Below are 22,416 nucleotides of genomic sequence, written 5' to 3' on the forward strand. Positions count from 1 at the left end.
TCTATGACAGCGTCGACGATTAACGCGCGGGATGCACGTCGTTCAGCGGAACCGCGTGTTGCTGGCGAAAACCGGCGCTGTAACGCGCCACCGCCAGATCATCGGAAGGGATCGCCGGCGTAATGCCGGACATCAGATCGGACAACAACTGCCCGGAACCGCAGGCCATCGTCCAGCCCAACGTGCCATGCCCGGTATTGAGATACAGATTCTTCAGCGAAGTGCGGCCGACAATGGGCGTACCGTCCGGCGTCATCGGCCGCAGGCCGGTCCAGAACGTCGCGTCTTCCACTCTGCCGCCGTTCGGGTAGAGATCGCGCACCACCATCTCCAGCGTTTCGCGCCGTTTTTGCTCCAGCTGCGTATTGAAACCGACGATCTCCGCCATGCCGCCGACGCGGATGCGCTGATCGAAACGGGTGATGGCGATTTTGTACGTCTCGTCCAACACCGTGGAGAACGGCGCCGCCGCTTCATCGGTGATCGGAATGGTCAGCGAATAGCCCTTCAGCGGATAAACCGGGATAGAAACCAGGCCGCGCAGCAGCGCCGTGGAATACGAACCGAACGCCACCACGTAGCTGTCGGCTTTAAACACGTCCTCGCCGCACTGCACGCCGGCGATCTTGTCGCCCTCAACCAGCAGGCGGTCAACGCTGCGGTTGAACAGGAAGGTTACGCCCGCCTGCTGCACCATTTTCGCCAGCTGCTGCGTAAACAGCTGGCAATCGCCGGTTTCGTCGTTCGGCAGCTGCAGGCCGCCGGTCAGCTTGTGCGCCACCTGCGCCAGCGCTGGCTCGACGCTGCCGAGTTGGCCGGCTTCCAGCAATCTGTAAGGCACACCGGCATCTTCCAATACCGCAATGTCTTTCGCTGCGTTTTCGAACTGTTGTTGGGTGCGGAACAGCTGCAGCGTGCCGCCCTGGCGACCTTCGTACTGGATGCCGGTCTCCTGACGCAGCGCCTTGATACAGTCGCGGCTGTATTCCGCCAGGCGCACCATGCGGCCTTTGTTGGTCATGTAGTGTTCGGTGTTGCAGTTTTTCAGCATCTGCCACATCCAGTTCAACTGGAAGCTGCTGCCGTCGAGGCGGATCGCCAACGGCGCATGGCGCTGGAACATCCACTTGATGGCCTTCAACGGCACGCCCGGTGCCGCCCAGGGTGCGGCATAACCCGGTGAAATCTGCCCGGCGTTCGCCGCGCTGGTTTCCAGTGCCGGGCCAGGCTGACGATCGATCACCGTCACCTCATGCCCTGCCTTCGCCAAATACCAGGCACTGGCTACGCCCACCACTCCACTACCTAAAATTACCACTCGCATCGCTGACTCCAGCCCAAGGCTTCACAAAGCATAATCTTCTGCTCACAGGAAATTAACTCAGTGAAAAAATCCGTCCAACAACTTCGTCATCAAACGTGACAATATTCACAATTAATTTATCGTCGATGAGCCGAGCATTTGCAATAGCCGCTCGTAAATAGCGATAAGATGCGGTTTAGAAGGGATTATAGCGTCAGACCGCCGCTGAATCGATAGCAACGCTATCAATGACAGCAGTCAAAAAAGGCGTAATAAGCAACATTGATTTAACAGAATATAAAAACATCAGCCAACATATAAACAGAATAAAAAACCAATAAAATAAAAAATACCAACATAACAGACAAAATGAATCCCCTCTCCCCGCAGCAGAAAAAACGCGTAAAATTTCGGCAAAAAATTAACCTTGTTTTCACTACTGGATTAAAACAGCCGAGCCCTTAGCCCCGCCCGTTTAGGTTGAACGCGGCAGCACGATATGAACGTTGAAGCCAGAAGCAGATCCTAAAGTTCACATTGTCGCTTTTCTGGAGAACCCCTTATGTTCATCGCCATCTACCGGTTCTCAGTCAAAACCGGGCACGAACACGCCTTTCGCCTTGCCTGGCTTGAGTTGACCCAAGGGATCTATCTGCAGCGCGGCAGCCTCGGCTCGCGCCTGCATCGAGATATGAGCGGGAAGTTTATCGGCTATGCGCAATGGCCAAGCCGAGCCGCATGGGAAAACTCCGGTGATATTCAGTTGGATGAACGCTACCGGCAAGCCCGGGAGCGAATGCGGGCGACCCTGTTGGCGGATGAAACATTATTTGAAATGGCAGTGACGGACGATTACCTGCAAATCAGACCGTTTGACTGAGCACAAGCCCACATAAGCGGGCTTGTGGTGACGGGAGCGAGCGGCATCAATGATGCAGCATCTCGTCCACGACTTCTTTGGTCTGCAGTTGGAATGGGTAGTAAGTCGGCCAGTTGTCCATTTCTTTCAGCAACGCTTCCTGCGACGTGTTGCCCATAAAGATATGGAAATGTGCCGATTTGCGCGGGCCGATAATATGATCGCTGAACTGCACGAATTTCGGCGCCAGGCTGCCGGCATCCTGGCATTCGAACAGATAACGCACGCCCTTTTTACCGGAAACATAGGTCAAGATCTTGTGCCCGGCGTACTTATACTGACAGGCGCTGGATTGGTCGCCGCGATGAAACTCCATGACGCCGTTTTCAATGCCGATGGTATCCACATCGGTAGCATACCCTTTGCGGTAATACGCTTTTACTTCCGCGAAGGTCTTGCTCTTATCCTTTGCCGCTTTCTTCTTGAACACCGGGTCAAGATCCCCATTGAGTAGATAAGGATACACGGATTGCCAGACGCCCTCCCAATCCGCCAAGTTGCGATCTTTGACGTCCTTATCGTCGAACACGCCCGCCTCCGCTTTTTTTTCCACCTCCGTCAGCGGCTTGCCATGTGAATGATGCCCGTGGGCAAACGCCTGCCCGCTGATAAACAGTGCGGCCAGCGCCACCGCCAGTTTGCCAAAATGCCTCGCCAAAATGCGCTCCTTGTCCGTTATTGAGAAAAAACTAAAAGTTACAATATAACATAACATTTTTCAATCCCTGTCGCGCAGCAGGCAGTGTGTTGCGCGCCCTTGTCACAGGGCTATACTCGGAGAGGGAGCCAGGTGCTGAGGCGCTTTCTGCCGGGACGGGCGTCAAATTGACCGCCGCTCGCTCCCGTGCGTACCGGCATTTTTATTTCACTGATTTGCAATGGTTAATTATGACTTGAACTATGCTTGATACAGGGTCTGCCGTTTGAGCAAGACCCGTGAATAATGAGGGTGCGCTGATGACTACTTCAACACATGAAAAGGTCAAGGATGACAAACGTCTGAGCGATGGACCGGACTGGACGTTCGAACTGCTGCAGGTGTATTTGGAGCAGATTGACCGCGTCGCCAAGCATTACCGGCTCGACACCTACCCCCATCAGATCGAGGTGATCACCTCCGAGCAGATGATGGACGCCTATTCAAGCGTCGGCATGCCGATCAACTATACCCATTGGTCCTTCGGCAAGAAATTCATCGAAACCGAACAGCGCTACAAACAGGGCCAGCAAGGGCTGGCGTATGAAATCGTCATCAACTCCAATCCCTGCATCGCCTACCTGATGGAGGAGAACACCATCACCATGCAGGCGCTGGTGATGGCGCACGCCTGCTATGGCCACAACTCGTTCTTCAAGAATAACTATCTGTTCCGCAGTTGGACCGACGCCAGCTCCATCGTCGATTATCTGCTGTTCGCCCGCCACTACATCAGCCAGTGCGAAGAACGCTACGGCGTCGATGAAGTGGAGCGGCTGCTGGACTCCTGCCACGCCCTGATGAACTACGGGGTCGACAGGTACAAACGCCCGCAGAAAATCTCACTGGTGGAAGAGAAAGCGCGCCAGAAAAGCCGCGAAGAGTATCTGCAAAGCCAGGTGAACACGCTGTGGAAGACCCTGCCACGCGTCGAACGTGAAGAGTCGCCGGAGCAGGCGCGCCGCTATCCGAGCGAGCCGCAGGAAAACATCCTCTATTTTATCGAGAAAAATGCGCCGCTGCTGGAACCCTGGCAGCGTGAGGTGCTGCGCATCGTGCGCAAAGTCAGCCAGTATTTTTATCCGCAAAAACAGACTCAGGTGATGAACGAGGGCTGGGCCACTTTCTGGCACTACACCATCCTCAACCATTTGTACGACGAGGGCCGTGTGACCGAGCGGTTTATGCTGGAGTTTTTGCACAGCCACACCAACGTGGTGTATCAGCCGCCGTACAACAGCCCGTACTATAACGGCATCAACCCTTATGCGCTGGGCTTCGCCATGTTCCAGGACATCAAGCGAATCTGCCAGTCGCCAACCGAAGAAGACCGCTACTGGTTCCCGGACATCGCCGGCAAAGACTGGCTGGACACCTTGCACTTCGCCATGCGCGACTTCAAGGACGAGAGCTTTATCAGCCAGTTTCTGTCGCCCAAAGTGATGCGCGATTTCCGGTTGTTCACCGTGCTGGACGACGATCGCAACAACTATCTGGAAATTGCCGCGATCCACAACGAGGCCGGTTACCGGGCGATCCGCCAGGAGCTGTCGGCACAATACAACCTGAGCAATCACGAGCCGAACATTCAGATCTGGAACGTGGATCTGCGCGGCGACCGCTCGCTGACGCTGCGCTACATCCCACAGGAACGCGCGCCGCTGGATAAGAGCCGCCGCGACGTGTTGAAGCACCTGCATCGCCTGTGGGGCTTCGACGTGATCCTCGAACAGCAAAACGAAGACGGCAGCGTGGAGTTGCTCGATCGCTGCCCGCCGCGGCCGACGCCGCTGTAACCGCCACAACGACAAAGGGCGCCGCATGGCGCCCTTCGTTATTTCATCGACACGCGATTAGCGACGCGCTTCGGTCAGATCGCTCGGCATGGTGCCCTGCATGCTCTGCCAAATCGCCCCGCTGTCTTTACCGTAGTTGCGCACGGTATCCATCACCTGGTCGTACAGCTTCTCATGGCACAGCGTGGACAGCTTGCTGTAGAAGGCCAACGCCAGCTTGCGCGCTTCCGGGTTGGAGAAGTAGTAACGGCCCACGCGGGTATACAGCCCTTTCAGGCCGTTGAAAATCAGGCCGTAGATCGGGTTGCCGGAAGCGAACGCCAAGCCGCGGAAGATCTCGTAATCGAGCAGATTGAAAGCGTCCGCCTGATCTTCCACCTCGGCGGCTTTCGCCAGCACTTCCTGCGCCTGCTCAGGATGATTGCGCACCGCGGCGCGAATAAAGATCGACGCGATATTGGTGCGCACGGACAGCAGGTTATCGATCAGTTGCGGGACGCTTTTGTGATCGAGACGGGCTACGGTCTCAAGGATATTGAGGCCGGACGTTTCCCAGAAATTGTTCACTTTGGTCGGTTTGCCATGCTGAATGGTCAACCAGCCATCGCGGGCCAGACGTTGCAACACTTCACGTAACGTGGTGCGCGTGACGCCAATCAACTCCGAAAGCTCACGCTCCGCGGGCAAAATAGAGCCAGGGGGGAAGCGATTATTCCAAATACTCTCAATAATGTACTCTTCCGCGAAACCGGCAGGACTCTGCGCCTTTATGACCATGTGTTTGACGTTCCGTTGCGACGATAAAATCAGTAAAAGTAATCAGCTCATCATACCAGATCGCGCTGACATGACATAGCGTGAGCGAAAAACAATAAACGAAAGTGTGCATAACGTGGCAAAAAACGAGCAAAAATACCGGCCGGCGGAAATTTGCCGCCGTAAAACAAGCTCCGGTTGCGCCCGCCCCCGCCGCATTGTTAGGGTACGTGCTACGACTGATTTAAGGATGCATAAAGGACAATGGAAACAACCTTGCGCAGCGCTCTGCTCAAAAATTTTCTGGGGCAATCTCCCGACTGGTACAAACTGACCATTCTCATTTTTCTGGCGATCAATCCCCTGGTGTTCTTTTTCGCCAGCCCGTTTATCGCGGGCTGGCTGCTGGTGGTCGAGTTCATCTTTACCCTGGCGATGGCGCTGAAATGCTATCCGCTGCTGCCGGGCGGCCTACTGGCGCTGGAGGCGGTGGCCATCGGCATGACCAGCCCGGCGCAGGTTTCGCAGGAAATCGAACATAACCTGGAAGTGCTGCTGCTGCTGATCTTTATGGTGGCCGGCATCTACTTTATGAAGCAGCTGCTGCTGTTCGTGTTCACCAAGCTGCTGCTCAACATCCGTTCGAAAACGCTGCTGTCGCTGGCGTTCTGCCTGGCCGCCGCCTTACTTTCCGCCTTCCTCGACGCGCTGACGGTCGTGGCGGTAGTGATCAGCGTGGCCACCGGCTTTTATTCCATCTATCACAACGTGACCTCGAATCGCCCCGATGGCGACATCGGCGATGACAGCGATTTCGCCGGTGAAGAGCGTAAACAGACGCTGGAGCAATTCCGCGCCTTTCTGCGCAGCCTGCTGATGCACGCCGGCGTCGGCACCGCGCTCGGCGGGGTCATGACCATGGTGGGCGAGCCGCAGAATCTGATCATCGCCAAAAACGCGGGCTGGGGCTTTATCGATTTCTTCCTGCGTATGGCGCCGGTCACGCTGCCTGTGTTGGTGTGCGGCCTGCTGGTTTGTTGGCTGGTAGAACGTTTTCGCCTGTTTGGCTATGGCGCGCAGTTGCCGGAGGCGGTGCGCGACGTGCTGAAAGAGTATGACCGCAAGGCCACCGCGGGCCGCAGCAAGCAAGAACGGCTCAAACTGGTGATGCAGGCGCTGATCGGCGTTTGGCTGGTGCTGGCGCTGGCCTTCCACCTGGCGGAAGTGGGGCTGATCGGCCTGTCGGTGATCGTGCTCGCCACCTCCCTGTGCGGCGTGAACGATGAGCACGCCATCGGCAAAGCGTTCCAGGAAGCGCTGCCGTTCACCGCTCTGCTGACGGTGTTTTTCACCGTGGTCGCGGTGATCATCGAACAGCACCTGTTCAGCCCGGTGATCCAGTTCGTGCTGCGCGCCGAGCCCGCCTCTCAGCTTTCGCTGTTCTACCTGTTCAACGGCCTGCTGTCGTCGGTTTCCGACAACGTGTTCGTCGGCACGGTTTACATCAACGAGGCGCGCACCGCGCTGGAAACCGGCGCTATCGGGCTGAAGCAGTTCGAGCTGCTGGCGGTCGCCATCAATACCGGCACCAACCTACCATCGGTTGCCACCCCTAACGGGCAGGCGGCGTTTCTGTTCCTGCTGACGTCGGCACTGGCGCCGCTGGTACGTCTGTCGTATGGCCGCATGGTGTGGATGGCCCTGCCTTATACGGTGGTGCTGACGATAGTTGGCCTGCTGTGCGTCCAGTTCACCCTGGAGCCGGCGACCGAGCTGTTGACCCAGTGGCATTGGCTGACGCTGCCGCCCGTCGACTCCGTCGGCCACTGAGACGGTGCCGGCAGGGTGAACCGACTATTTTTACGCTGAATCCAGCCCAGGAGGCTGGCAGCGAGGAGGAATTGGTTTACACTGCCGGTTCAATTGCTTACTGCATGGAAGAATCTAGATATGTTGCAATTCTTTAACCGCTGTTCACAAGGACGCGGCGCCTGGCTGCTAATGGCCCTGACAGCGTTGGTGTTGGAACTGGTCGCGCTCTATTTTCAGCACGTTATGCTGCTGCAGCCGTGCGTGATGTGCATTTACGAGCGTTGTGCGCTGTTCGGCATTCTCGGCGCCTCGCTGGTGGGCGCCATCGCGCCGAAAACCCCGCTGCGCTACGCGGCGATCTTGCTGTGGATCTACAGCGCTTGGGAAGGCGTCCAGCTGGCGTGGAAGCACACCATGATCCAGTTGCACCCTTCGCCGTTCAATACCTGCGACTTCTTCGTGAGCTTCCCTTCGTGGCTGCCGCTAGACAAATGGCTGCCGGCGGTGTTCCACGCTTCCGGCGACTGCTCCGTGCGCCAATGGCAATTCCTGACGCTGGAAATGCCGCAGTGGCTGGTCGGCATCTTCGGCGCCTATCTGCTGGTGGCGCTGATTGTGCTGATCGCACAATTTGTTCGCCCACGTCGCCGCGATCTGTTCGGCCGCTGATCGGCTGACAAACAACAACGGCGCCGAAAGGCGCCGTTTTTTTAGGTATTGCTGTCACATTCCGAGATAAAACCCTCTCAGGTATGTGTAAGGAAGTAAACGAGCACGATCAGCGCTCCAGCCACGGCAAACAGACGGACCATTTTCATTGTTATACTCTCGAACTTGCGGGAGAGCGGCCAAATTACCCAACTTATCGTTTGAAAAGAAGCATCCTGGCGCGGTTAAGCGCGTAATTTACATAACATTAAACTTCTGCGACGCCGGCGGGTAAAAACAGGCTGCGCCAGCGCGGCCCTCCCTACCTACAGGCATCAATAAATTACCGTTACTTATGAACGACTGCACCTTTGTCACATTCAGAGCACAATATTTTGGTGAAGTTTACCCATAAAATCCTTATAGTATCGGCAAAGTGAGTACTACCGATTTCCCTGGTGTTGTTGTGTGTCTTGCCCCTCATCTTTGCAGGGGCTTTTTTCCCCCTACCTCTTATTACGCAAGCCCCTATCATCCTTGAATCAAATGTTGAAATTTGCCTCTGTCCGGCCTCGAGCGTCAACGCCATTCGCACGCCAATGATTAAATAATGCAAGAGGGCGGCATGTCTGAACACGCCGCCCTCTTGCATGAAGCCCCATTTTGCCCTGCAGGCGCCCGCCTTTATCTGGCCCAGTCCGGCTTGTTGAGGATATGGTCCTGCCAGTCCACCACTTCGCTCTCGCGCACCGCGATATGCCGCACCGTGATGCGCTCGCCGTGCATCGCCGCCTTGGAGCCGCTCAGCAGCGGATGCCAGGGGAACAGCGGCTTGCCTTCGCCGATCAGGCGATAGGCGCAGGTCGGCGGCAACCAATCGAAGGTGGTGAGGTTCTCGCGCGTCAGTTTGATGCAGTCTTCTTCCAGCTCGAAGCGCCGCTCGTAGTGGCGGCATTGGCAGGATTTGATGTTGAGCTGGTTGCAGGCTACGTTGGTAAAATAAATCTCGTCGGTATCTTCGTCGATCAGCTTATTCAAACAGCATTGCCCGCACCCGTCGCACAGCGATTCCCACTCTTGTTCTGACATTTCCGCCAGCGTTTTCTGTTGCCAAAAAGCGAGTTGTGACATGTTAGCGTCCGGTTTCGGTAAATGGATAAGTCACCTGCGCACAGGTTCGAGGGGGGACTATATAGACATTTTAGCCGCAAGATGCAAGCTTTGCCGCCGACGGCGCCGGCGGCGAGAGATCAGATCACGCGGGTACTGAGCATTTTGCCGTTCAGGCTGATTTTCAGCATGTCGCCGGAGGCCATCGGGCCCACGCCCTGCGGCGTGCCGGTCAGGATAATGTCGCCGGCGCGCAGCGTGAAGAAACGGCTCATGTAACTGATAAGCGGCAGGATCGGCGTGATCATGTCACGCGTATTGCCCTGCTGGCGCAGTTGATCGTTGACGGTCAACGACAGCTCGGCGTTTTGCGGATCGCCAAATTCCGCCACCGGGATAAACCCCGACATCGGGCAGGAACCATCGAAAGCCTTGGCCTTTTCCCACGGCTGACCGGCCTTTTTAAAACCCGTCTGCAGATCGCGCAGCGTCAGATCGAGCGCCACGCCGTAGCCGGCGATCGCCCGCGCAACGCGGTCTTCGTTGGCCTGTTTCAACGGCGTGCCGATCAATACCGCCAGCTCCACCTCATGGTGCACCGCACCGAACTCTTTGGGGATAGCCACCGGCTGGCGAATATCGCACAGCGCCGTTTCCGGTTTGATGAACACCACCGGCTCGACGGAAACCGCACTGCCCATTTCCTTGATGTGATCGGCGTAGTTGCTGCCGACACAAACCACCTTGTTCACCGGAAAATCGAGCAGCGAACCCTGCCAGTCTCTATGTTGATACATACCGCTTCTCCCAAACTGTGGAGGCTTGGCGCGCCAAGCCGATTATTGGTGTGCCGGATCAATGCCCGATCGCGTCCGCCATCATACCCACGGCGATGGCGAAATAGTAAGAGCGATTCCAGTGCATGAGGGTGCGGAAATTATCATAGACCAGGAACGTCCGCCCCTGGAGATCATCCGGCGCGATGATCCAACCGCGCTGGACGGCATGCGGCAATGCACTGCCATCCGCACGACGCACCCCGCGCTGTTGCCAGGCGTTGACGCTGCGCGCCTGCGCGTCTTTCAACCCCAGCTCGGATCGCTTGAAACCGGCGGGCAGTTTAACCTCGCGCCCCCAGCCGATACCGGGCTGCCAGCCCTCTTTGGACAAATAACTGGCCGTAGACGCAAAGACGTCATCAATGTTATTCCAGATATCGATGCGCCCGTCACCGTCGCCGTCCGCCGCGTAGCGCAAGAAAGAGCTCGGCATAAACTGGCATTGCCCCATCGCGCCGGCCCAGGAGCCTTTCAGCGGCGTATCGCCGACGTGCCCCTGCTCGACTATCTGCAACGCCGCCATCAGCTCCTGGCTGAAAAAGGCCTCGCGGCGCCCTTCAAACGCCAGCGTCGCCAGCGCGGACACCACGTCTTCCCGCCCCTGAATCTTGCCGTAGGCGCTCTCCATGCCCCACAGCGCAATGATATAGCGCCCCGGCACCCGGTAGCGCTCGCTGGCGCGCGCCCATTGCGCCTGGTGCTGCCGATACAGTTCGCGCCCTTGACGCATCTTAACGGGCGACATCACCCGCCGCAGGTAGTCGTCCAGGGTGACCTTGTGCTCCGGCTGATTGCGATCGGCCTTGATCACCCGATCGACGAAATGGATTTGCGCAAAAGCGCGGTCAAGGGTGCCCTGGCTGATGCCCTGCTCCCGCGCCCGGCGCTTGAGCTGCTCGACATACGCCGGGAACTGCGCCGGATCGCGGCCGCTCGCCGCCAGCGTCGTCTCCTGAGCCGCCTGCGGCGCGCCGGGCATCAGCACACCGCCCAGCGCCAGCCAGGCGGCCAATACGGTTCTTCTCGCCGAACGTGTCATCGCGCCTCCCTTGGCCGTGGCGACTGTCTCAGGCCTTGTCGCCCGCCAGATGCTGATTGAGCAGGTTTTCAACCGGCGGCGGGAACTGCAGGTAATAGCCTTCGTCTTTCAACGCCTGCTTCACCTTTTCGATATCCGCCGAGGCCAATTTCTTGCGCTCATCGAGCGAAAGCATCATGGCGAATTGCGGCACGCCGAAACTTTTCATCAGATCCTCTGGCACACGAGAGAAATCGTCTTTTTTTTCGACATAAAGATAAGTTTGATCGCGTTTCGGGCTTCTATAGATCACACAAAGCATTTTTTTAACTCTATTTAATTGAGGGAGCGTCTTGCCTGGATATAACTCTGACTATAACATGCTTATAGTACATCGGAATATCGCACCCCGAGTGGTATTCCGGGGATTTAAAGTTGCTGAGACTGAGTCAGGATAGATGTCACAATCGCCAATTGAGCTAAAAGGCAGCAGTTTTACCCTATCGGTTGTTCATTTGCATAATTCGCAGCCCGAGGTAATACGTCAGGCGTTACAGGAAAAAGTTGAGCAAGCGCCCGCTTTTCTGAAAAACGCCCCTGTTGTTATCAACGTCGCAACGCTGGAAGGCGATGCGAACTGGAAAGAACTTCAACAGGCTGTCGCGGCAGCAGGTCTGCGCGTTGTGGGTATCAGCGGTTGCAGAGATGAGCGTCAAAAGCGCGCGATAGCCCGCGCCGGGCTGCCGCTGCTGAGCGAAGGCAAAGGCCAGAAAATGGCGGCGCCGGAGCCTGCACCTGCGCCCGTGGTGGCGGATAACGCCCCCGCCAAAACGCGCATCATCAGCACGCCTGTCCGTTCCGGCCAACAGATTTACGCCCGCAACTGCGATCTTATCGTGACCAGCAGCGTCAGCGCCGGCGCCGAACTGATTGCCGACGGCAACATTCATGTTTACGGCATGATGCGCGGTCGCGCACTGGCAGGCGCGTCAGGCGACACGCAATGTCAGATTTTTTGCACCCACCTGGCGGCTGAGCTAGTCTCTATCGCAGGGCAGTACTGGTTGAGCGACCAAATCCCGTCCGATTACGTCGGGCAGGCCGTACGACTCAGCCTGTTGGATAACGCTTTAACCATACAACCTTTAAATTAAGCCCTTTTGACAAGGAATCCATTTCATGGCACGCATTATTGTTGTTACATCGGGTAAAGGGGGCGTTGGCAAGACCACTTCGAGCGCGGCCATCGCTACCGGCCTGGCCCAGAAAGGCAAGAAAACCGTCGTGATCGATTTCGATATCGGCCTGCGTAATCTTGACCTGATCATGGGCTGCGAACGTCGGGTAGTGTATGATTTCGTGAACGTGATTCAGGGCGATGCCACGCTGAATCAGGCGTTGATCAAAGACAAACGCACTGAAAACCTCTATATCCTGCCTGCTTCGCAGACGCGCGACAAAGACGCGTTGACCCGCGAAGGCGTTGAAAAAATTCTCAACGATCTCGGCGAGATGGATTTTGACTTCGTGGTGTGCGATTCACCGGCCGGTATCGAAACCGGTGCGCTGATGGCGCTGTATTTCGCCGACGAAGCTATCATCACCACCAACCCGGAAGTGTCTTCGGTACGCGACTCCGACCGTATCCTGGGCATCCTCTCCTCCAAGTCACGCCGCGCCGAGAAAGGCGAGTCGCCCATCAAGGAACACCTGCTGCTGACCCGTTACAACCCGGGCCGCGTCAGCCGTGGCGACATGCTGAGCATGGAAGACGTGCTGGAAATCCTGCGCATTCCACTGGTGGGTGTGATCCCGGAAGACCAGTCCGTGCTGCGCGCTTCCAACCAGGGTGAGCCTGTCATTCTGGATGCCGAGTCAGACGCCGGTAAGGCGTACGACGATACCGTTTGCCGCTTGTTGGGGGAAGAACGCCCATTCCGCTTCATTGAAGAAGAGAAGAAGGGTTTCCTGAAACGCCTTTTTGGGGGATAAACCATGGCCTTATTAGACTTCTTTCTGTCCCGCAAAAAACAGACAGCCAATATAGCCAAGGAACGGCTGCAGATTATCGTCGCAGAGCGTCGTCGCGGGGACAGCGAGCCCCCGTATCTGCCTGATCTGAAACGCGATATTCTGGCGGTTATTTGCAAATACATTCAGATCGATCCTGAAATGCTGCACGTGCAATTCGAGCAGAAAGGGGACGATATTTCGGTACTTGAACTTAACGTGACATTACCGGAATCGGAAGAAGCAGCTAAATGATTGCGACGCATTAATTACCCCCTGTATATTTTATGCAGGGGGTAACTGTATGTGCATCCAGTTATTAAGCTTTATCGGCAGTAAAAAAGTGATTTTTCCCTTTGGGACTATTCCCAATTAACTTTGCCGCCGCCTCGTTTAAAGTAAATTCTGGCCAGATTTACCTTCAACGCATTATTTCCTGCCTATATTCACCCGAGCAGAGTTTCCCTACCCTGCCCTGGTGATAATCAGCGATTAATAATCTTTCAGGATGTCCTGCAGCGGTGCCATTAATAGATCGCCGCGCCAGCCGCTGATTAATTCAGGACGACTTTCGCCGTCTTTCAGTTGCCAATGCCAGTTCAGCAATTGGTTAATTTGGCGACGGGATGCCAGCAGCTCGCTGCTCAACCCGCTTTGCTCGCTGACGGTAGCGATCGCCGCCTTGATGTCTTTGAACACCTTCTTGTAGCCCGGCTGATCGATCAGGTTAGCCAACGGCGCCGGCAGCTCGGATTCGTCCAGCGCTTCGGCCTCCGCCACCAGCGCCAGCAGCGTTTTACCGTGATAACGGATCTCCGGCCCGCTCAGGCCCAGCGAATCCAGTTCTCCCAGCGAAGACGGCATATAGCGCGCCACCTGCCACAGGTTTTCCTCACGCACCACGAAGTTTACCGCCAGATCGCGCTCGCGCGCCTGGCGCAGCCGCCATTCCGCCAACTTCTGCAAACAACCGAGCTGACGCGGGCGCAGCTGCCAGGCATTGCTGATTTCGCGATAGGCCAATTCCGGCGCCAGCGCCTCGCTGCGGCGCTGGCACAGCAGCAGGCACTCATTGTTGGCCGCCGCGGTCCAACCGGCCTCTTCGGTCTCCTGCACCAGCTGTTTGGCCATCGGCAGCAGATAGAACACGTCGGCGGCTGCGTACACGCACTGCCTTTCGGTCAGCGGGCGCGCCAGCCAGTCGGTGCGCGACTCGCTCTTGTCCAGCTCAACTTTCATATACTCCGCCACCAGCGTCGCGAAACCGCAGGAGAGCGGCCGGCCGGTAAACGCCGCCAGGATCTGGGTATCGACCATCGGCGTCGGCAGCGTTTTAAAGGCGTTGAGAAACACTTCAAGATCTTCACTGCCGGCATGCAGGAACTTCACCACGGCGGTATCGGCCAGCAGGTCGACAAACGGCTGCCATTGCTTGATCGGCAGAGGATCGATAAGGGAGAGTTGTTCACCGTCGTAGAGCTGGATCAGGCCCAGCTGCGGATAGTAGGTGCGCGTTCTGACAAACTCGGTGTCCAGCGCAATCTGGGCATGCTTTCTCGCCTGCTCGCAGACCTGCTGCAATCCGGCATCGGTAGTGATCAACTGATAATTCAAAACATCATTCTCTTGTAGGATTCAAACACAACAACGCCGGCATTCACCGGCGTTGTCGATAGTCAGGCGCAAGAGCGAAACCTAGGCGGCATCGGCCGGTTTCGGCGTTTTTAGCTCATCGCGCAGTTCTCGCCGCAAAATCTTGCCGACGTTCGACTTCGGCAATTCATCGCGGAACTCAACAATTTTAGGCACTTTATACCCGGTCAGGTGCCGACGGCAATGGGTCAACAGCTCTTCCTTGGTCAGCGAGGCGTCTTTCTTCACCACGCAGATCTTCACCGTCTCGCCGGAGACCTCGCTGGGCACCCCGATCGCCGCACATTCCAGCACCTTCGGATGCTGGCTGACCACGTCCTCGATCTCGTTCGGGTAAACGTTGAAACCAGAGACCAGGATCATGTCTTTCTTACGGTCGACGATGCGCACAAACCCCTGCTCGTCCACGGTCACCACATCACCGGTCGCCAACCAGCCATCTTTCAGCACTTCGTCGGTAGCTTCCGGGCGTTGCCAATAGCCTAACATAACTTGCGGGCCTTTGACCCACAGTTCGCCCGGTTCTCCCGGCGGCACATCCTGGCCATTGTCGTCCAACAGCCGAATATCCGTCGACGGCACCGGCAAACCGATGCTGCCGCTGTAGTGTTTCAGATCGTAAGGGTTGCCGGCCACCAGCGGCGCGCACTCCGTCAGGCCATAGCCTTCCAGCAGGTGTTTGCCGGTGGTTTTCTCCCACTTCTCGGCCACCGCTTTTTGCACCGACATGCCGCCGCCGACCGAGAAACGCAGCGTGGAGAAGTCGAGTTTGTGGAACTCTTCGTTGTTCAGCAACGCGTTGAACAAGGTATTCACCCCGCTCATGGCGGTGAATGGGTATTTGCCCAGCTCCTTCACCAGCCCCGGAATATCGCGCGGGTTGGTGATCAGCAAATTGCGCCCGCCCAGATCGATAAACAGCAGGCAGTTCACCGTCAGCGCGAAAATGTGGTACAGCGGCAACGCCGTCACCACCAGTTCCTGCCCTTCACGGAACAGCGGCGAGTAGGCGGCTTTGGCCTGTTCGAGGTTGGCCTGCATGTTGCGGTGCGTCAGCATCGCGCCTTTCGCTACGCCGGTGGTGCCGCCGGTGTATTGCAGGAAGGCCAAATCGGTATTAATGATGTCCGGCTTTACATATTGCAGACGGCGTCCGCGCTGCAGCGCGCTGCGGAATGAAATGGCGTCCGGCAGATTATATTTAGGCACCAGGCGCTTAATGTACTTGACCACAAAGTTGACCAGCGTGCCTTTGGCGGCCGAAAGCTGATCGCCCATGCGCGTGAGGATCACGTGCTTGACCTGGGTGTTGAACACCACTTTTTCCAACGTATGGGCAAAGTTGGAGACGATGACGATGGCGCTGGCGCCACTGTCGTTCAACTGGTGTTCCAGCTCGCGCGGGGTATACAGCGGGTTGACGTTAACCACCACCATACCGGCGCGCAGAATGCCGAACAGGGCGATGGGGTATTGCAACAGGTTAGGCATCATCAGCGCGACGCGGTCGCCCTTCTTCAGGCCCAGTTCATTTTGCAGGTAAGCCGCGAAAGCCCGGCTGCGCTCTTCCAGTTTGCGGAAGGTCATCACCTCGCCCATGTTGATAAAGGCGGGCTGATCGGCATAGCGCTGCACGGCATGCTCAAACATTTCGATCAACGACGAATAGCGATCGGCATCAATCTCTGCGGGCACATCTGCCGGATACCGTTTTAACCAGACCTTATCCAAGGTATTACTCCTGAAATCATTACTAATTATCATCGCAGCCTCAAACTCGCAGCCTAACCATAACAATATTTTAACTCAGCAGACCAGTGCAGGTTTTAAACATTATTCAGGTTGCGATGTACGTCACTAATTGTCGGATATTCCTTATCCCAAAAAGCAAAAGGGCGGCCTGAGCCGCCCTGTCAAATGTGTTCACATCAAGCGTATGCTACTCGGTTACGATGGTTTGCACCTGTGCCGGGCCGGGATTGTACCAACCATAGCCTGCGCCCCAACCGGGTCCCCACGGGCCACCGCGCCAGCCCCAGGGGCCCATTGGCGCAGGCGGCATCACCACCTGCTGCACCAGGTGCCAGCGTTTGAAACCGGTCACGTTCATCGTCACGAAGCGATACGGCGTCATGCCGATACGCCCCTCTTTCAGGCCGGTAATGGGGCCGACGACGGTCACCAACTGGCCTTTGAAATCAACCGGTTCGAGGAAACCGTTTACCGTGGCCAGCAAGCGGCCGCGCGACGGTTCACCCAGAATCGGCCGCGCACCGCTGTCGAGCGGCACCGCCGCGATCTCCAGCACCGTGCGCCCCTGCTCGTTGGCGACGTTTACTACGGTGCCGCCGAAGCGGGCTTCCGCGCCGGTAAACAGATTGGGTGCATTTTGTACCGAGGAAAGTTGAGTCACCGGCGAAGGGGTGGAACCTTTGATCGCATCCGGTACGGTGACGCACCCGGACAGAACCAGCGCGCCGCAGGCGACGGCCAGCAGCGACAGCTTTTTACTTGCAGTGCGGATTAACATGGTCGCAATCTCCTGAAATGGCTGTAACTTTGACCGCGTTTCATCGTTCAAGTTGCAGGCTTTCATCGCCCGGCCTCAACAACAGCACAATAGGCCGCGCTTACTCGCGGCCCGGCAGTTTTTTCCAGGTGACTTCATTGCGCAGATAGGTCGGCTCGGCGTTTTCCACCGCCACCGCCAGCCCCTGTTGCCAGGCGTGCAGCGCCAGCGGCAGCATGTCTTGCGCCTGCGGCAACAGCATCTGCCCGTCACGCACGCTCAGCGTAGCCCCCTTGACCAGATCGGGATAGGTTTGCCAGCCGGTGCCGACGTGGGCCCATTCGCCCTGCAGGCGCTGCGCACGCTCCAGCGCCTGCGCCGGCGACAACACCGCCTCGCCTTCGCTTTCCAACCAGCTACCGTCCGCCTGGCGTTCGAACTGCCCCCAGTAGACTTCACCCATGCGCGCATCTATCGCCGCCAGCACCCGCTCCGCGCCGCAGACGCGCCAGGCGCCCTGCGCCATGGTTTGCAGCGTGGAAATACCGAGCATCGGCAGATCGGCGCCCAGCGCCAGGCCCTGAGCGATGCCAATGCCGATGCGCACCCCGGTAAAGCTGCCGGGGCCGCGGCCAAAGGCCAGCGCATCGAGCTGGTTGAGCGCCAGGCCGGATTCCGCCAGCACCTGCTGCACCATAGGTAAAATACGTTGCGTATGCTCGCGTGGGCACAGCTCAAACAGGGCGTGGATTTCGCCTTGATTCCAGACGGCGACGGAACAGGCTTCCGTCGCGGTATCGATCGCTAAAATTCGCGTGGACATGCCAACCTCTGGCGGGAATAAAACTGGGTTTTTCATACAGGGCGCGCATTGTAGCACAGCCCCGTAAGCCCTTCATCTTTCACGTGGCCGACGTGTCGGCGGCCTGCAGGAAGGCGATCGCCTGCTTCAAATCGCGGGTGCGCGGCGTAGGCGGCAGGCTATTGAGGAACACCTCGCCGTAGGGCCGCATGACCAGACGGTTATCGCAAATCACCAGCACGCCGCGATCGTCGGTGTCGCGGATCAAACGGCCGACGCCCTGTTTCAGGGTGATGACCGCATCCGGCAGCTGCACGTCATTGAACGGATCGCCGCCGCGCAGGCGGCAATCTTCAATGCGCGCCTTCAGCAGCGGATCGTCCGGTGAAGTGAACGGCAGCTTATCGATGATGACGCAGGACAGCGCATCGCCGCGCACGTCCACCCCCTCCCAGAAGCTGCTGGTCGCCACCAGCAGCGCGTTACCGGCGGCGACGAACTGCGCCAGCAGCTGCCCTTTGCTGGTTTCCCCTTGCAACAGCACCGGCAGCGTCATCGTGGCGCGGAACTCTTCCGCCAGCTCGCGCATCATCTGGTGCGAGGTGCATAAAAAGAAGCAGCGGCCGTTGTTGGCTTCAATTAATGGACGCAGCATGCGCGCCAGCTGGCGCGCTCCGCCGCGCTGATTCGGCGAAGGCAAAAAGCGCGGCACGCACAGCAGCGCCTGCTTGGCATAGTCGAACGGGCTCGGCAACAGCAGCGTTTTGGCCTTGGTCAGCCCCAGCCGTTCGGTGAAGTGGCCCAACCGATCGTTGACCGACAGCGTAGCCGAGGTAAAGATCCAACTGCCCGGCTTCTCGTCCAGCATTTCGCGGAACCGATCGGCTACCGTCAGCGGCGTCAGCGCCAGCACGAAATGGCGCGAGTTGCATTCATACCAATAGCTGTAGCCCGGCTCCGTCACCGCCTTCAGCCGCTTGAGGCGCGCGCGGTACAGCGTGGCGCGCTCAAAGGCGGCGTCCAGCAGCGCCGAACGCCCCAGCGACAGTTTCATCACGTCATAACACAGCTCCAACGCGTCATCGAGCAGCAACAGAGCGCGCTGCACGTTCGGTTCGCCGAGCACGTCACGCAAATTGCCGCGAAAACCCGGCTCGCCCAGATTCAGACGGAAATCTTGCGTGCTCAGGCTGAGACGGTCGGCGCTTTTTTGCAGTTGAGCGGCGTCGCGCACCTCGGTGCGGTAGGCGATGGTGATGTCCTTCGCCAGATCCAACAGTTGGCGGCTGGTGAGCTGTTGGCCGAAATACTGGCTGGCGATGTCGGGGATTTGGTGCGCTTCGTCGAAAATCATCACCTCGGCTTCCGGGATCAGCTCGGCGAAACCGCCCTCTTTCACCACCATATCCGCCAGGAACAGGTGATGGTTTACCACCACCACATCCGCATCCATCGCGCGGCGGCGAGCCTTGACCACGAAGCAATCCTGATACAGCGGGCAATCGCTGCCCAGGCAGTTGTCATTGGTGCTGGTCACCAATGGCCAGACGAAGCTGTCTTCCGCCACTTCGCTGCAGGTGCTGATGTCGCCCTCTTTGGTCTGCGACGACCACTTGCGCAGCTGCACCAGATCGATCAGCGTCTGCCCCGCCAGCTCGCCGCCGGCCATCGACTGCTGCTCCAGCCGCTCCAGACACAGATAATTGGAGCGCCCCTTCAGCAGCGCCAGCTTGCCTTTGTACTTCAACGCTTTGGCGACGGTGGGCAGATCGCGCGCATACAGCTGATCCTGCAACGCTTTCGAACCGGTAGAGATGATCACTTTGCGATCGGCGCGCAGCGCCGGCGCCAGATAAGCGAAGGTTTTGCCGGTGCCGGTGCCGGCTTCCACCACCAGCTCCTGCTTGAAATTGATTGCCTCGGTGACGGCTTGCGCCATCTGCCGCTGCGGCTCACGCGGTTTGAATCCCTTGATAGCCTGCGCCAATGCGCCGTCTGTTGCAAAATCGTCTGTCACGCTGTCTCTCTGCCGGTGTCATTCAGCGGTGATTATGCCAAGCCTGCCGCCCGGCTACCACCCACTTTATCGCCGCGCTTTTTCATTACCGGCTGTGCTACCCTTAGCGGGACTATGATATGGAGATAAGCAAATGAATATCGAAAGAATTGATCCCGATCAGCGCTGGTCCGAAGCCGTGGTGCACAACGAGACTGTTTACTACACCAGCGTGCCGGAGAACCTGGACGACGACGCGACCGCGCAGACCGCCAACGCCCTCGCCGCCATCGACGTGCTGCTGGCGCGCGTAGGTTCGGACAAAAGCCGCATTCTGGACGCCACCATCTTCCTGGCCAACAGCACCGACTTCGCCGCGATGAACGCCGCCTGGGACGCCTGGGTGGTCGCCGGCAGCGCGCCGGTGCGCTGCACGGTGCAGGCGCAGCTGATGAATCCGAAGTACAAGGTGGAAATCAAAATCATCGCCGCGCTGTAAGCCTGAGCGCAGACGAAAAAAAACCGCAGACGGCAACGCCTGCGGTTTTTTATTGCCCGTTATCAGGACAGTTTAAGGATCACCATCCCCATCAGCAGCAGCGCCAGGCCAATCCAGCCTTTGGCGTTCAACCGCTGGCCGAACATGATCCAGCCTGCGGCGATGGTGGCGGCGATACCGAAACCGCCCCACAGCGCATAAGCGATCGAAAGATCGATGCCCTTCACCGCCTGCGCCAGGGCGCTGAACGCGCCGAGCACCGACAGCAGCGACAACAGCCCCAGCCAAATTTTACGGAAGCCGTCCGACATCTTCAGGAAGATGTTGGCGATGATTTCCAGCACGATCGCCAGCCCCAGGAACCCAATGTGGTACAACTCAAACTGTTGCATGGTTGTTACCTCGCGGGCTGACCTGTTTTCGCTCTTTGCGGGTACCGGATTTCACCAGCATGATGCCGGCGATCAGCGTAGCCAGACCCAGCACCTTCAGCGCCGAGATTGGCTCGTCGAACCACAGCACGCTGAACAGGGTAATGAACAGAATACCGATGCCTTCCCACAGCGCATAGGCCACGCCCAGCGCCACGCGTTTTACCGCTACGGACAGCAACACATAAGACGCGGTGATCATCACGTACATCACGATGTGCCCAATCATGCCGCCATTGACGCTGGCGTATTTCATCGACAAGGTGCCGATGATTTCGGTCATGATGGCCAAACCTAAAAAGATCCAATAAATCATAATTTTTCTCCCAAACGGCGAATAACGCGCGCCAAGGCATATTTATCCCGATTTATCTCGTCAAACGGCGCATTGCGGCGCGCAAGACGCAGAGATCCCTGGGGATAAACTGACCCAAACGCAAAAAGAATGTTTGCCCGGCTGAACGGTAGAGCGAAGGCGAAAGCCCGCTACCGGCACCGGTTAAGGGAGAAAGACGCTATAGCTCGCTGCACCAGTGATGCTCACTGGCAAGGATCGCAGACAGGAAGAGTTGGCACGTAGAGGTTCTGAGGGTAATTCCGTTAATAGTCATCATAATCGTTCTCTATTATCAGCCGCACACCGTGCGATTTGCCCAATATCCTCATGAAAGTAAAATTTTCGACTGAGATATTTTTACCACAGCCAAAATAAGAAAGCAAACTGCCGTTTTCATAAAAATCGAAAAAAAACGGGTTAAAAATAAGAACGTTAATCACGATAAAAATTAAAAAAGGCTCAACGGAGCGTTGAGCCTTGCGATATTCGCGGGCGCGCAAATAAGCGCCAACCCCAGGCGCGGCGCGGGTTACAACGCGGCCCCGCTGACGGCGCTGCGCGCCAGTTCAGTGATGCGCGCGTAGTCGCCGCTTTCGAGCGCGTCCGCCGGCACCAGCCAGGAACCGCCGATGCAAAGTACGCTGTTCAGCGCCAGATAATCGCGGTAGTTGTTCGGCGTAATGCCGCCGGTCGGGCAAAAACGCACCTGCGGGAACGGGCCGCCGATCGCCTGCAGCGCCTTCACGCCGCCGTTGGCTTCCGCCGGGAAGAATTTGAACTCGCGCAGGCCGTGATCCATGCCCTGCATCAGCTCGGAAACGGTGCTGATGCCCGGGATCAGCGGGATTGGCCCCGCCGTCGCCGCCTGCAGCAAGGCTTCGGTCAGCCCCGGGCTGATGGCGAACTGCGCTCCCGCCTCGGTCACCTCCCGCAGCTGCTGCGGATTGATCACCGTACCGGCGCCGATAATGGCCTCCGGCACCTCTTTGGCGATAGCGCGGATCGCCTCCAGCCCGCAGGCGGTGCGCAGCGTCACCTCCAATACCCGCACGCCGCCGGCAACCAGCGCTTTCGCCAGCGGCACCGCCTGCTCCAGCTTGTTGATCACGATAACAGGCACCACCGGCCCTGCCGTCAGGATCTGCTCGGCGCTGGTTTTCCAGTTTTTCATCGTTATTTCTCCATTACTCGCGGTTAACAATGGCACGCCCCTGCCACAGGGCTCCGCGCAAATGCGCGGACGTCCGGCCGTACCGTAAGTGATGTGGCCCACGCGCAGAT

At 57.7% G+C, this 22,416-nt stretch carries 23 protein-coding genes; 8 read left to right on the top strand and 15 right to left on the bottom strand.

Annotation, left to right across the window (positions count from 1 at the left end; genetic code table 11):
* Positions 1–19: 19 nt before the first annotated feature.
* Positions 20–1,324, bottom strand: coding sequence for a D-amino acid dehydrogenase (locus tag ACJ8IM_RS00615; protein ID WP_033654388.1), 1,305 nt, complete (start codon positions 1,322–1,324; stop codon positions 20–22).
* A 541-nt stretch (positions 1,325–1,865) separates the two neighbouring features.
* Here ACJ8IM_RS00615 and ACJ8IM_RS00620 point away from each other — a divergent pair.
* Entirely contained in the window at positions 1,866–2,183 is a 318-nt protein-coding gene (locus tag ACJ8IM_RS00620) for an antibiotic biosynthesis monooxygenase family protein (protein WP_033654390.1), read from the top strand.
* 46 nt (positions 2,184–2,229) lie between these two features.
* On the opposite strand, the gene zinT is transcribed toward ACJ8IM_RS00620, so the two are convergent.
* Positions 2,230–2,880, bottom strand: a complete 651-nt coding sequence (gene zinT / locus ACJ8IM_RS00625) for a metal-binding protein ZinT (protein WP_033647622.1) — start codon at positions 2,878–2,880, stop codon at positions 2,230–2,232.
* A 299-nt stretch (positions 2,881–3,179) separates the two neighbouring features.
* On the opposite strand from zinT, the gene ACJ8IM_RS00630 reads away from it, so the two are divergent.
* Positions 3,180–4,715, top strand: coding sequence for a SpoVR family protein (locus ACJ8IM_RS00630; RefSeq protein WP_004932268.1), 1,536 nt, complete (start codon positions 3,180–3,182; stop codon positions 4,713–4,715).
* Between the two features lie 57 nt (positions 4,716–4,772).
* Here the strand turns inward: ACJ8IM_RS00630 and fadR are convergent, their stop codons facing one another.
* The gene (fadR, locus tag ACJ8IM_RS00635; RefSeq protein ID WP_033634827.1) at positions 4,773–5,492 is read right to left on the bottom strand and encodes a fatty acid metabolism transcriptional regulator FadR; all 720 of its coding nucleotides are present in this window, start codon (positions 5,490–5,492) and stop codon (positions 4,773–4,775) included.
* Positions 5,493–5,735: 243 nt separating this feature from the next.
* On the opposite strand from fadR, the gene nhaB reads away from it, so the two are divergent.
* On the top strand, positions 5,736–7,301 hold the full coding sequence (gene nhaB / locus ACJ8IM_RS00640; RefSeq protein WP_033654392.1) for a sodium/proton antiporter NhaB: 1,566 nt from the start codon (positions 5,736–5,738) through the stop codon (positions 7,299–7,301).
* A gap of 120 nt (positions 7,302–7,421) precedes the next feature.
* The gene (dsbB, locus tag ACJ8IM_RS00645) at positions 7,422–7,952 is read left to right on the top strand and encodes a disulfide bond formation protein DsbB (RefSeq protein ID WP_004932277.1); all 531 of its coding nucleotides are present in this window, start codon (positions 7,422–7,424) and stop codon (positions 7,950–7,952) included.
* A 663-nt stretch (positions 7,953–8,615) separates the two neighbouring features.
* On the opposite strand, the gene ACJ8IM_RS00650 is transcribed toward dsbB, so the two are convergent.
* From ACJ8IM_RS00650 to ACJ8IM_RS00665, 4 genes are all read right to left on the bottom strand, one after another.
* The gene (locus ACJ8IM_RS00650) at positions 8,616–9,062 is read right to left on the bottom strand and encodes a YcgN family cysteine cluster protein (RefSeq protein WP_033654394.1); all 447 of its coding nucleotides are present in this window, start codon (positions 9,060–9,062) and stop codon (positions 8,616–8,618) included.
* A gap of 119 nt (positions 9,063–9,181) precedes the next feature.
* Complete coding sequence (locus ACJ8IM_RS00655; protein ID WP_033654395.1) at positions 9,182–9,838, bottom strand: fumarylacetoacetate hydrolase family protein; 657 nt, start codon at positions 9,836–9,838, stop codon at positions 9,182–9,184.
* A gap of 58 nt (positions 9,839–9,896) precedes the next feature.
* On the bottom strand, positions 9,897–10,919 hold the full coding sequence (locus ACJ8IM_RS00660; RefSeq protein ID WP_033654396.1) for a lytic murein transglycosylase: 1,023 nt from the start codon (positions 10,917–10,919) through the stop codon (positions 9,897–9,899).
* 28 nt (positions 10,920–10,947) lie between these two features.
* Positions 10,948–11,220: a YcgL domain-containing protein gene (locus tag ACJ8IM_RS00665; RefSeq protein WP_033634832.1), complete on the bottom strand. Its 273-nt coding sequence runs from the start codon at positions 11,218–11,220 to the stop codon at positions 10,948–10,950.
* A gap of 136 nt (positions 11,221–11,356) precedes the next feature.
* On the opposite strand from ACJ8IM_RS00665, the gene minC reads away from it, so the two are divergent.
* From minC to minE, 3 genes are read left to right on the top strand one after another with little or no spacing between them, the layout of a single operon-like run.
* Positions 11,357–12,052 carry a septum site-determining protein MinC gene (gene minC / locus ACJ8IM_RS00670; RefSeq protein ID WP_025303113.1) on the top strand — a complete coding sequence of 232 codons (696 nt, stop codon included), beginning with the start codon at positions 11,357–11,359 and terminating at the stop codon, positions 12,050–12,052.
* 25 nt (positions 12,053–12,077) lie between these two features.
* Positions 12,078–12,890, top strand: coding sequence for a septum site-determining protein MinD (gene minD / locus ACJ8IM_RS00675; RefSeq protein ID WP_016927452.1), 813 nt, complete (start codon positions 12,078–12,080; stop codon positions 12,888–12,890).
* Between the two features lie 3 nt (positions 12,891–12,893).
* Positions 12,894–13,163: a cell division topological specificity factor MinE gene (gene minE / locus ACJ8IM_RS00680; protein ID WP_004932303.1), complete on the top strand. Its 270-nt coding sequence runs from the start codon at positions 12,894–12,896 to the stop codon at positions 13,161–13,163.
* 237 nt (positions 13,164–13,400) lie between these two features.
* Here minE and rnd read toward each other — a convergent pair whose 3' ends face one another.
* The 5 genes from rnd to ACJ8IM_RS00705 all read right to left on the bottom strand — a co-directional run bounded on the left by rnd (position 13,401) and on the right by ACJ8IM_RS00705 (position 19,889).
* Positions 13,401–14,522, bottom strand: a complete 1,122-nt coding sequence (gene rnd / locus ACJ8IM_RS00685; RefSeq protein ID WP_033634833.1) for a ribonuclease D — start codon at positions 14,520–14,522, stop codon at positions 13,401–13,403.
* An 81-nt stretch (positions 14,523–14,603) separates the two neighbouring features.
* Positions 14,604–16,292, bottom strand: coding sequence for a long-chain-fatty-acid--CoA ligase FadD (fadD, locus tag ACJ8IM_RS00690; protein ID WP_033654397.1), 1,689 nt, complete (start codon positions 16,290–16,292; stop codon positions 14,604–14,606).
* Between the two features lie 208 nt (positions 16,293–16,500).
* Entirely contained in the window at positions 16,501–17,091 is a 591-nt protein-coding gene (locus ACJ8IM_RS00695; protein ID WP_033638506.1) for a Slp family lipoprotein, read from the bottom strand.
* 100 nt (positions 17,092–17,191) lie between these two features.
* The gene (gene tsaB / locus ACJ8IM_RS00700; RefSeq protein ID WP_033654398.1) at positions 17,192–17,893 is read right to left on the bottom strand and encodes a tRNA (adenosine(37)-N6)-threonylcarbamoyltransferase complex dimerization subunit type 1 TsaB; all 702 of its coding nucleotides are present in this window, start codon (positions 17,891–17,893) and stop codon (positions 17,192–17,194) included.
* Positions 17,894–17,972: 79 nt separating this feature from the next.
* Positions 17,973–19,889, bottom strand: coding sequence for an ATP-dependent DNA helicase (locus ACJ8IM_RS00705; protein ID WP_033647629.1), 1,917 nt, complete (start codon positions 19,887–19,889; stop codon positions 17,973–17,975).
* 133 nt (positions 19,890–20,022) lie between these two features.
* Here ACJ8IM_RS00705 and ACJ8IM_RS00710 point away from each other — a divergent pair, with 133 nt between their 5' ends.
* The gene (locus ACJ8IM_RS00710) at positions 20,023–20,367 is read left to right on the top strand and encodes a RidA family protein (protein ID WP_033654399.1); all 345 of its coding nucleotides are present in this window, start codon (positions 20,023–20,025) and stop codon (positions 20,365–20,367) included.
* 62 nt (positions 20,368–20,429) lie between these two features.
* Here ACJ8IM_RS00710 and mdtI read toward each other — a convergent pair whose 3' ends face one another.
* From mdtI to ACJ8IM_RS00725, 3 genes are all read right to left on the bottom strand, one after another.
* The gene (gene mdtI, locus ACJ8IM_RS00715; protein ID WP_033634839.1) at positions 20,430–20,759 is read right to left on the bottom strand and encodes a multidrug/spermidine efflux SMR transporter subunit MdtI; all 330 of its coding nucleotides are present in this window, start codon (positions 20,757–20,759) and stop codon (positions 20,430–20,432) included.
* Positions 20,746–21,114: a multidrug/spermidine efflux SMR transporter subunit MdtJ gene (gene mdtJ, locus ACJ8IM_RS00720; RefSeq protein WP_033634840.1), complete on the bottom strand. Its 369-nt coding sequence runs from the start codon at positions 21,112–21,114 to the stop codon at positions 20,746–20,748. The genes mdtI and mdtJ overlap by 14 nt, the downstream gene beginning before the upstream one ends.
* 550 nt (positions 21,115–21,664) lie before the next feature.
* Positions 21,665–22,306: a bifunctional 4-hydroxy-2-oxoglutarate aldolase/2-dehydro-3-deoxy-phosphogluconate aldolase gene (locus tag ACJ8IM_RS00725; RefSeq protein WP_033634842.1), complete on the bottom strand. Its 642-nt coding sequence runs from the start codon at positions 22,304–22,306 to the stop codon at positions 21,665–21,667.
* Positions 22,307–22,416 lie beyond the last annotated feature (110 nt).

Origin of the sequence: Serratia sp. CY33525, assembly GCF_052169115.1 — a bacterium.
GTDB classification, from domain to species: domain Bacteria; phylum Pseudomonadota; class Gammaproteobacteria; order Enterobacterales; family Enterobacteriaceae; genus Serratia; species Serratia sarumanii.

Bases quoted from the DNA above. Each gene is read 5' to 3' on its own strand.
- mdtJ (WP_033634840.1), bottom strand. From the start codon at position 21,114: ATGATTTATTGGATCTTTTTAGGTTTGGCCATCATGACCGAAATCATC.
- ACJ8IM_RS00710 (WP_033654399.1), top strand. From the start codon at position 20,023: ATGAATATCGAAAGAATTGATCCCGATCAGCGCTGGTCCGAAGCCGTG.
- ACJ8IM_RS00665 (WP_033634832.1), bottom strand. From the start codon at position 11,220: ATGCTTTGTGTGATCTATAGAAGCCCGAAACGCGATCAAACTTATCTT.
- ACJ8IM_RS00655 (WP_033654395.1), bottom strand. From the start codon at position 9,838: ATGTATCAACATAGAGACTGGCAGGGTTCGCTGCTCGATTTTCCGGTG.
- nhaB (WP_033654392.1), top strand. From the start codon at position 5,736: ATGGAAACAACCTTGCGCAGCGCTCTGCTCAAAAATTTTCTGGGGCAA.
- minD (WP_016927452.1), top strand. From the start codon at position 12,078: ATGGCACGCATTATTGTTGTTACATCGGGTAAAGGGGGCGTTGGCAAG.
- ACJ8IM_RS00725 (WP_033634842.1), bottom strand. From the start codon at position 22,306: ATGAAAAACTGGAAAACCAGCGCCGAGCAGATCCTGACGGCAGGGCCG.
- dsbB (WP_004932277.1), top strand. From the start codon at position 7,422: ATGTTGCAATTCTTTAACCGCTGTTCACAAGGACGCGGCGCCTGGCTG.
- ACJ8IM_RS00650 (WP_033654394.1), bottom strand. From the start codon at position 9,062: ATGTCACAACTCGCTTTTTGGCAACAGAAAACGCTGGCGGAAATGTCA.
- tsaB (WP_033654398.1), bottom strand. From the start codon at position 17,893: ATGTCCACGCGAATTTTAGCGATCGATACCGCGACGGAAGCCTGTTCC.
- minC (WP_025303113.1), top strand. From the start codon at position 11,357: ATGTCACAATCGCCAATTGAGCTAAAAGGCAGCAGTTTTACCCTATCG.
- fadR (WP_033634827.1), bottom strand. From the start codon at position 5,492: ATGGTCATAAAGGCGCAGAGTCCTGCCGGTTTCGCGGAAGAGTACATT.
- ACJ8IM_RS00630 (WP_004932268.1), top strand. From the start codon at position 3,180: ATGACTACTTCAACACATGAAAAGGTCAAGGATGACAAACGTCTGAGC.
- ACJ8IM_RS00695 (WP_033638506.1), bottom strand. From the start codon at position 17,091: ATGTTAATCCGCACTGCAAGTAAAAAGCTGTCGCTGCTGGCCGTCGCC.
- ACJ8IM_RS00615 (WP_033654388.1), bottom strand. From the start codon at position 1,324: ATGCGAGTGGTAATTTTAGGTAGTGGAGTGGTGGGCGTAGCCAGTGCC.
- minE (WP_004932303.1), top strand. From the start codon at position 12,894: ATGGCCTTATTAGACTTCTTTCTGTCCCGCAAAAAACAGACAGCCAAT.
- mdtI (WP_033634839.1), bottom strand. From the start codon at position 20,759: ATGCAACAGTTTGAGTTGTACCACATTGGGTTCCTGGGGCTGGCGATC.
- ACJ8IM_RS00620 (WP_033654390.1), top strand. From the start codon at position 1,866: ATGTTCATCGCCATCTACCGGTTCTCAGTCAAAACCGGGCACGAACAC.
- ACJ8IM_RS00660 (WP_033654396.1), bottom strand. From the start codon at position 10,919: ATGACACGTTCGGCGAGAAGAACCGTATTGGCCGCCTGGCTGGCGCTG.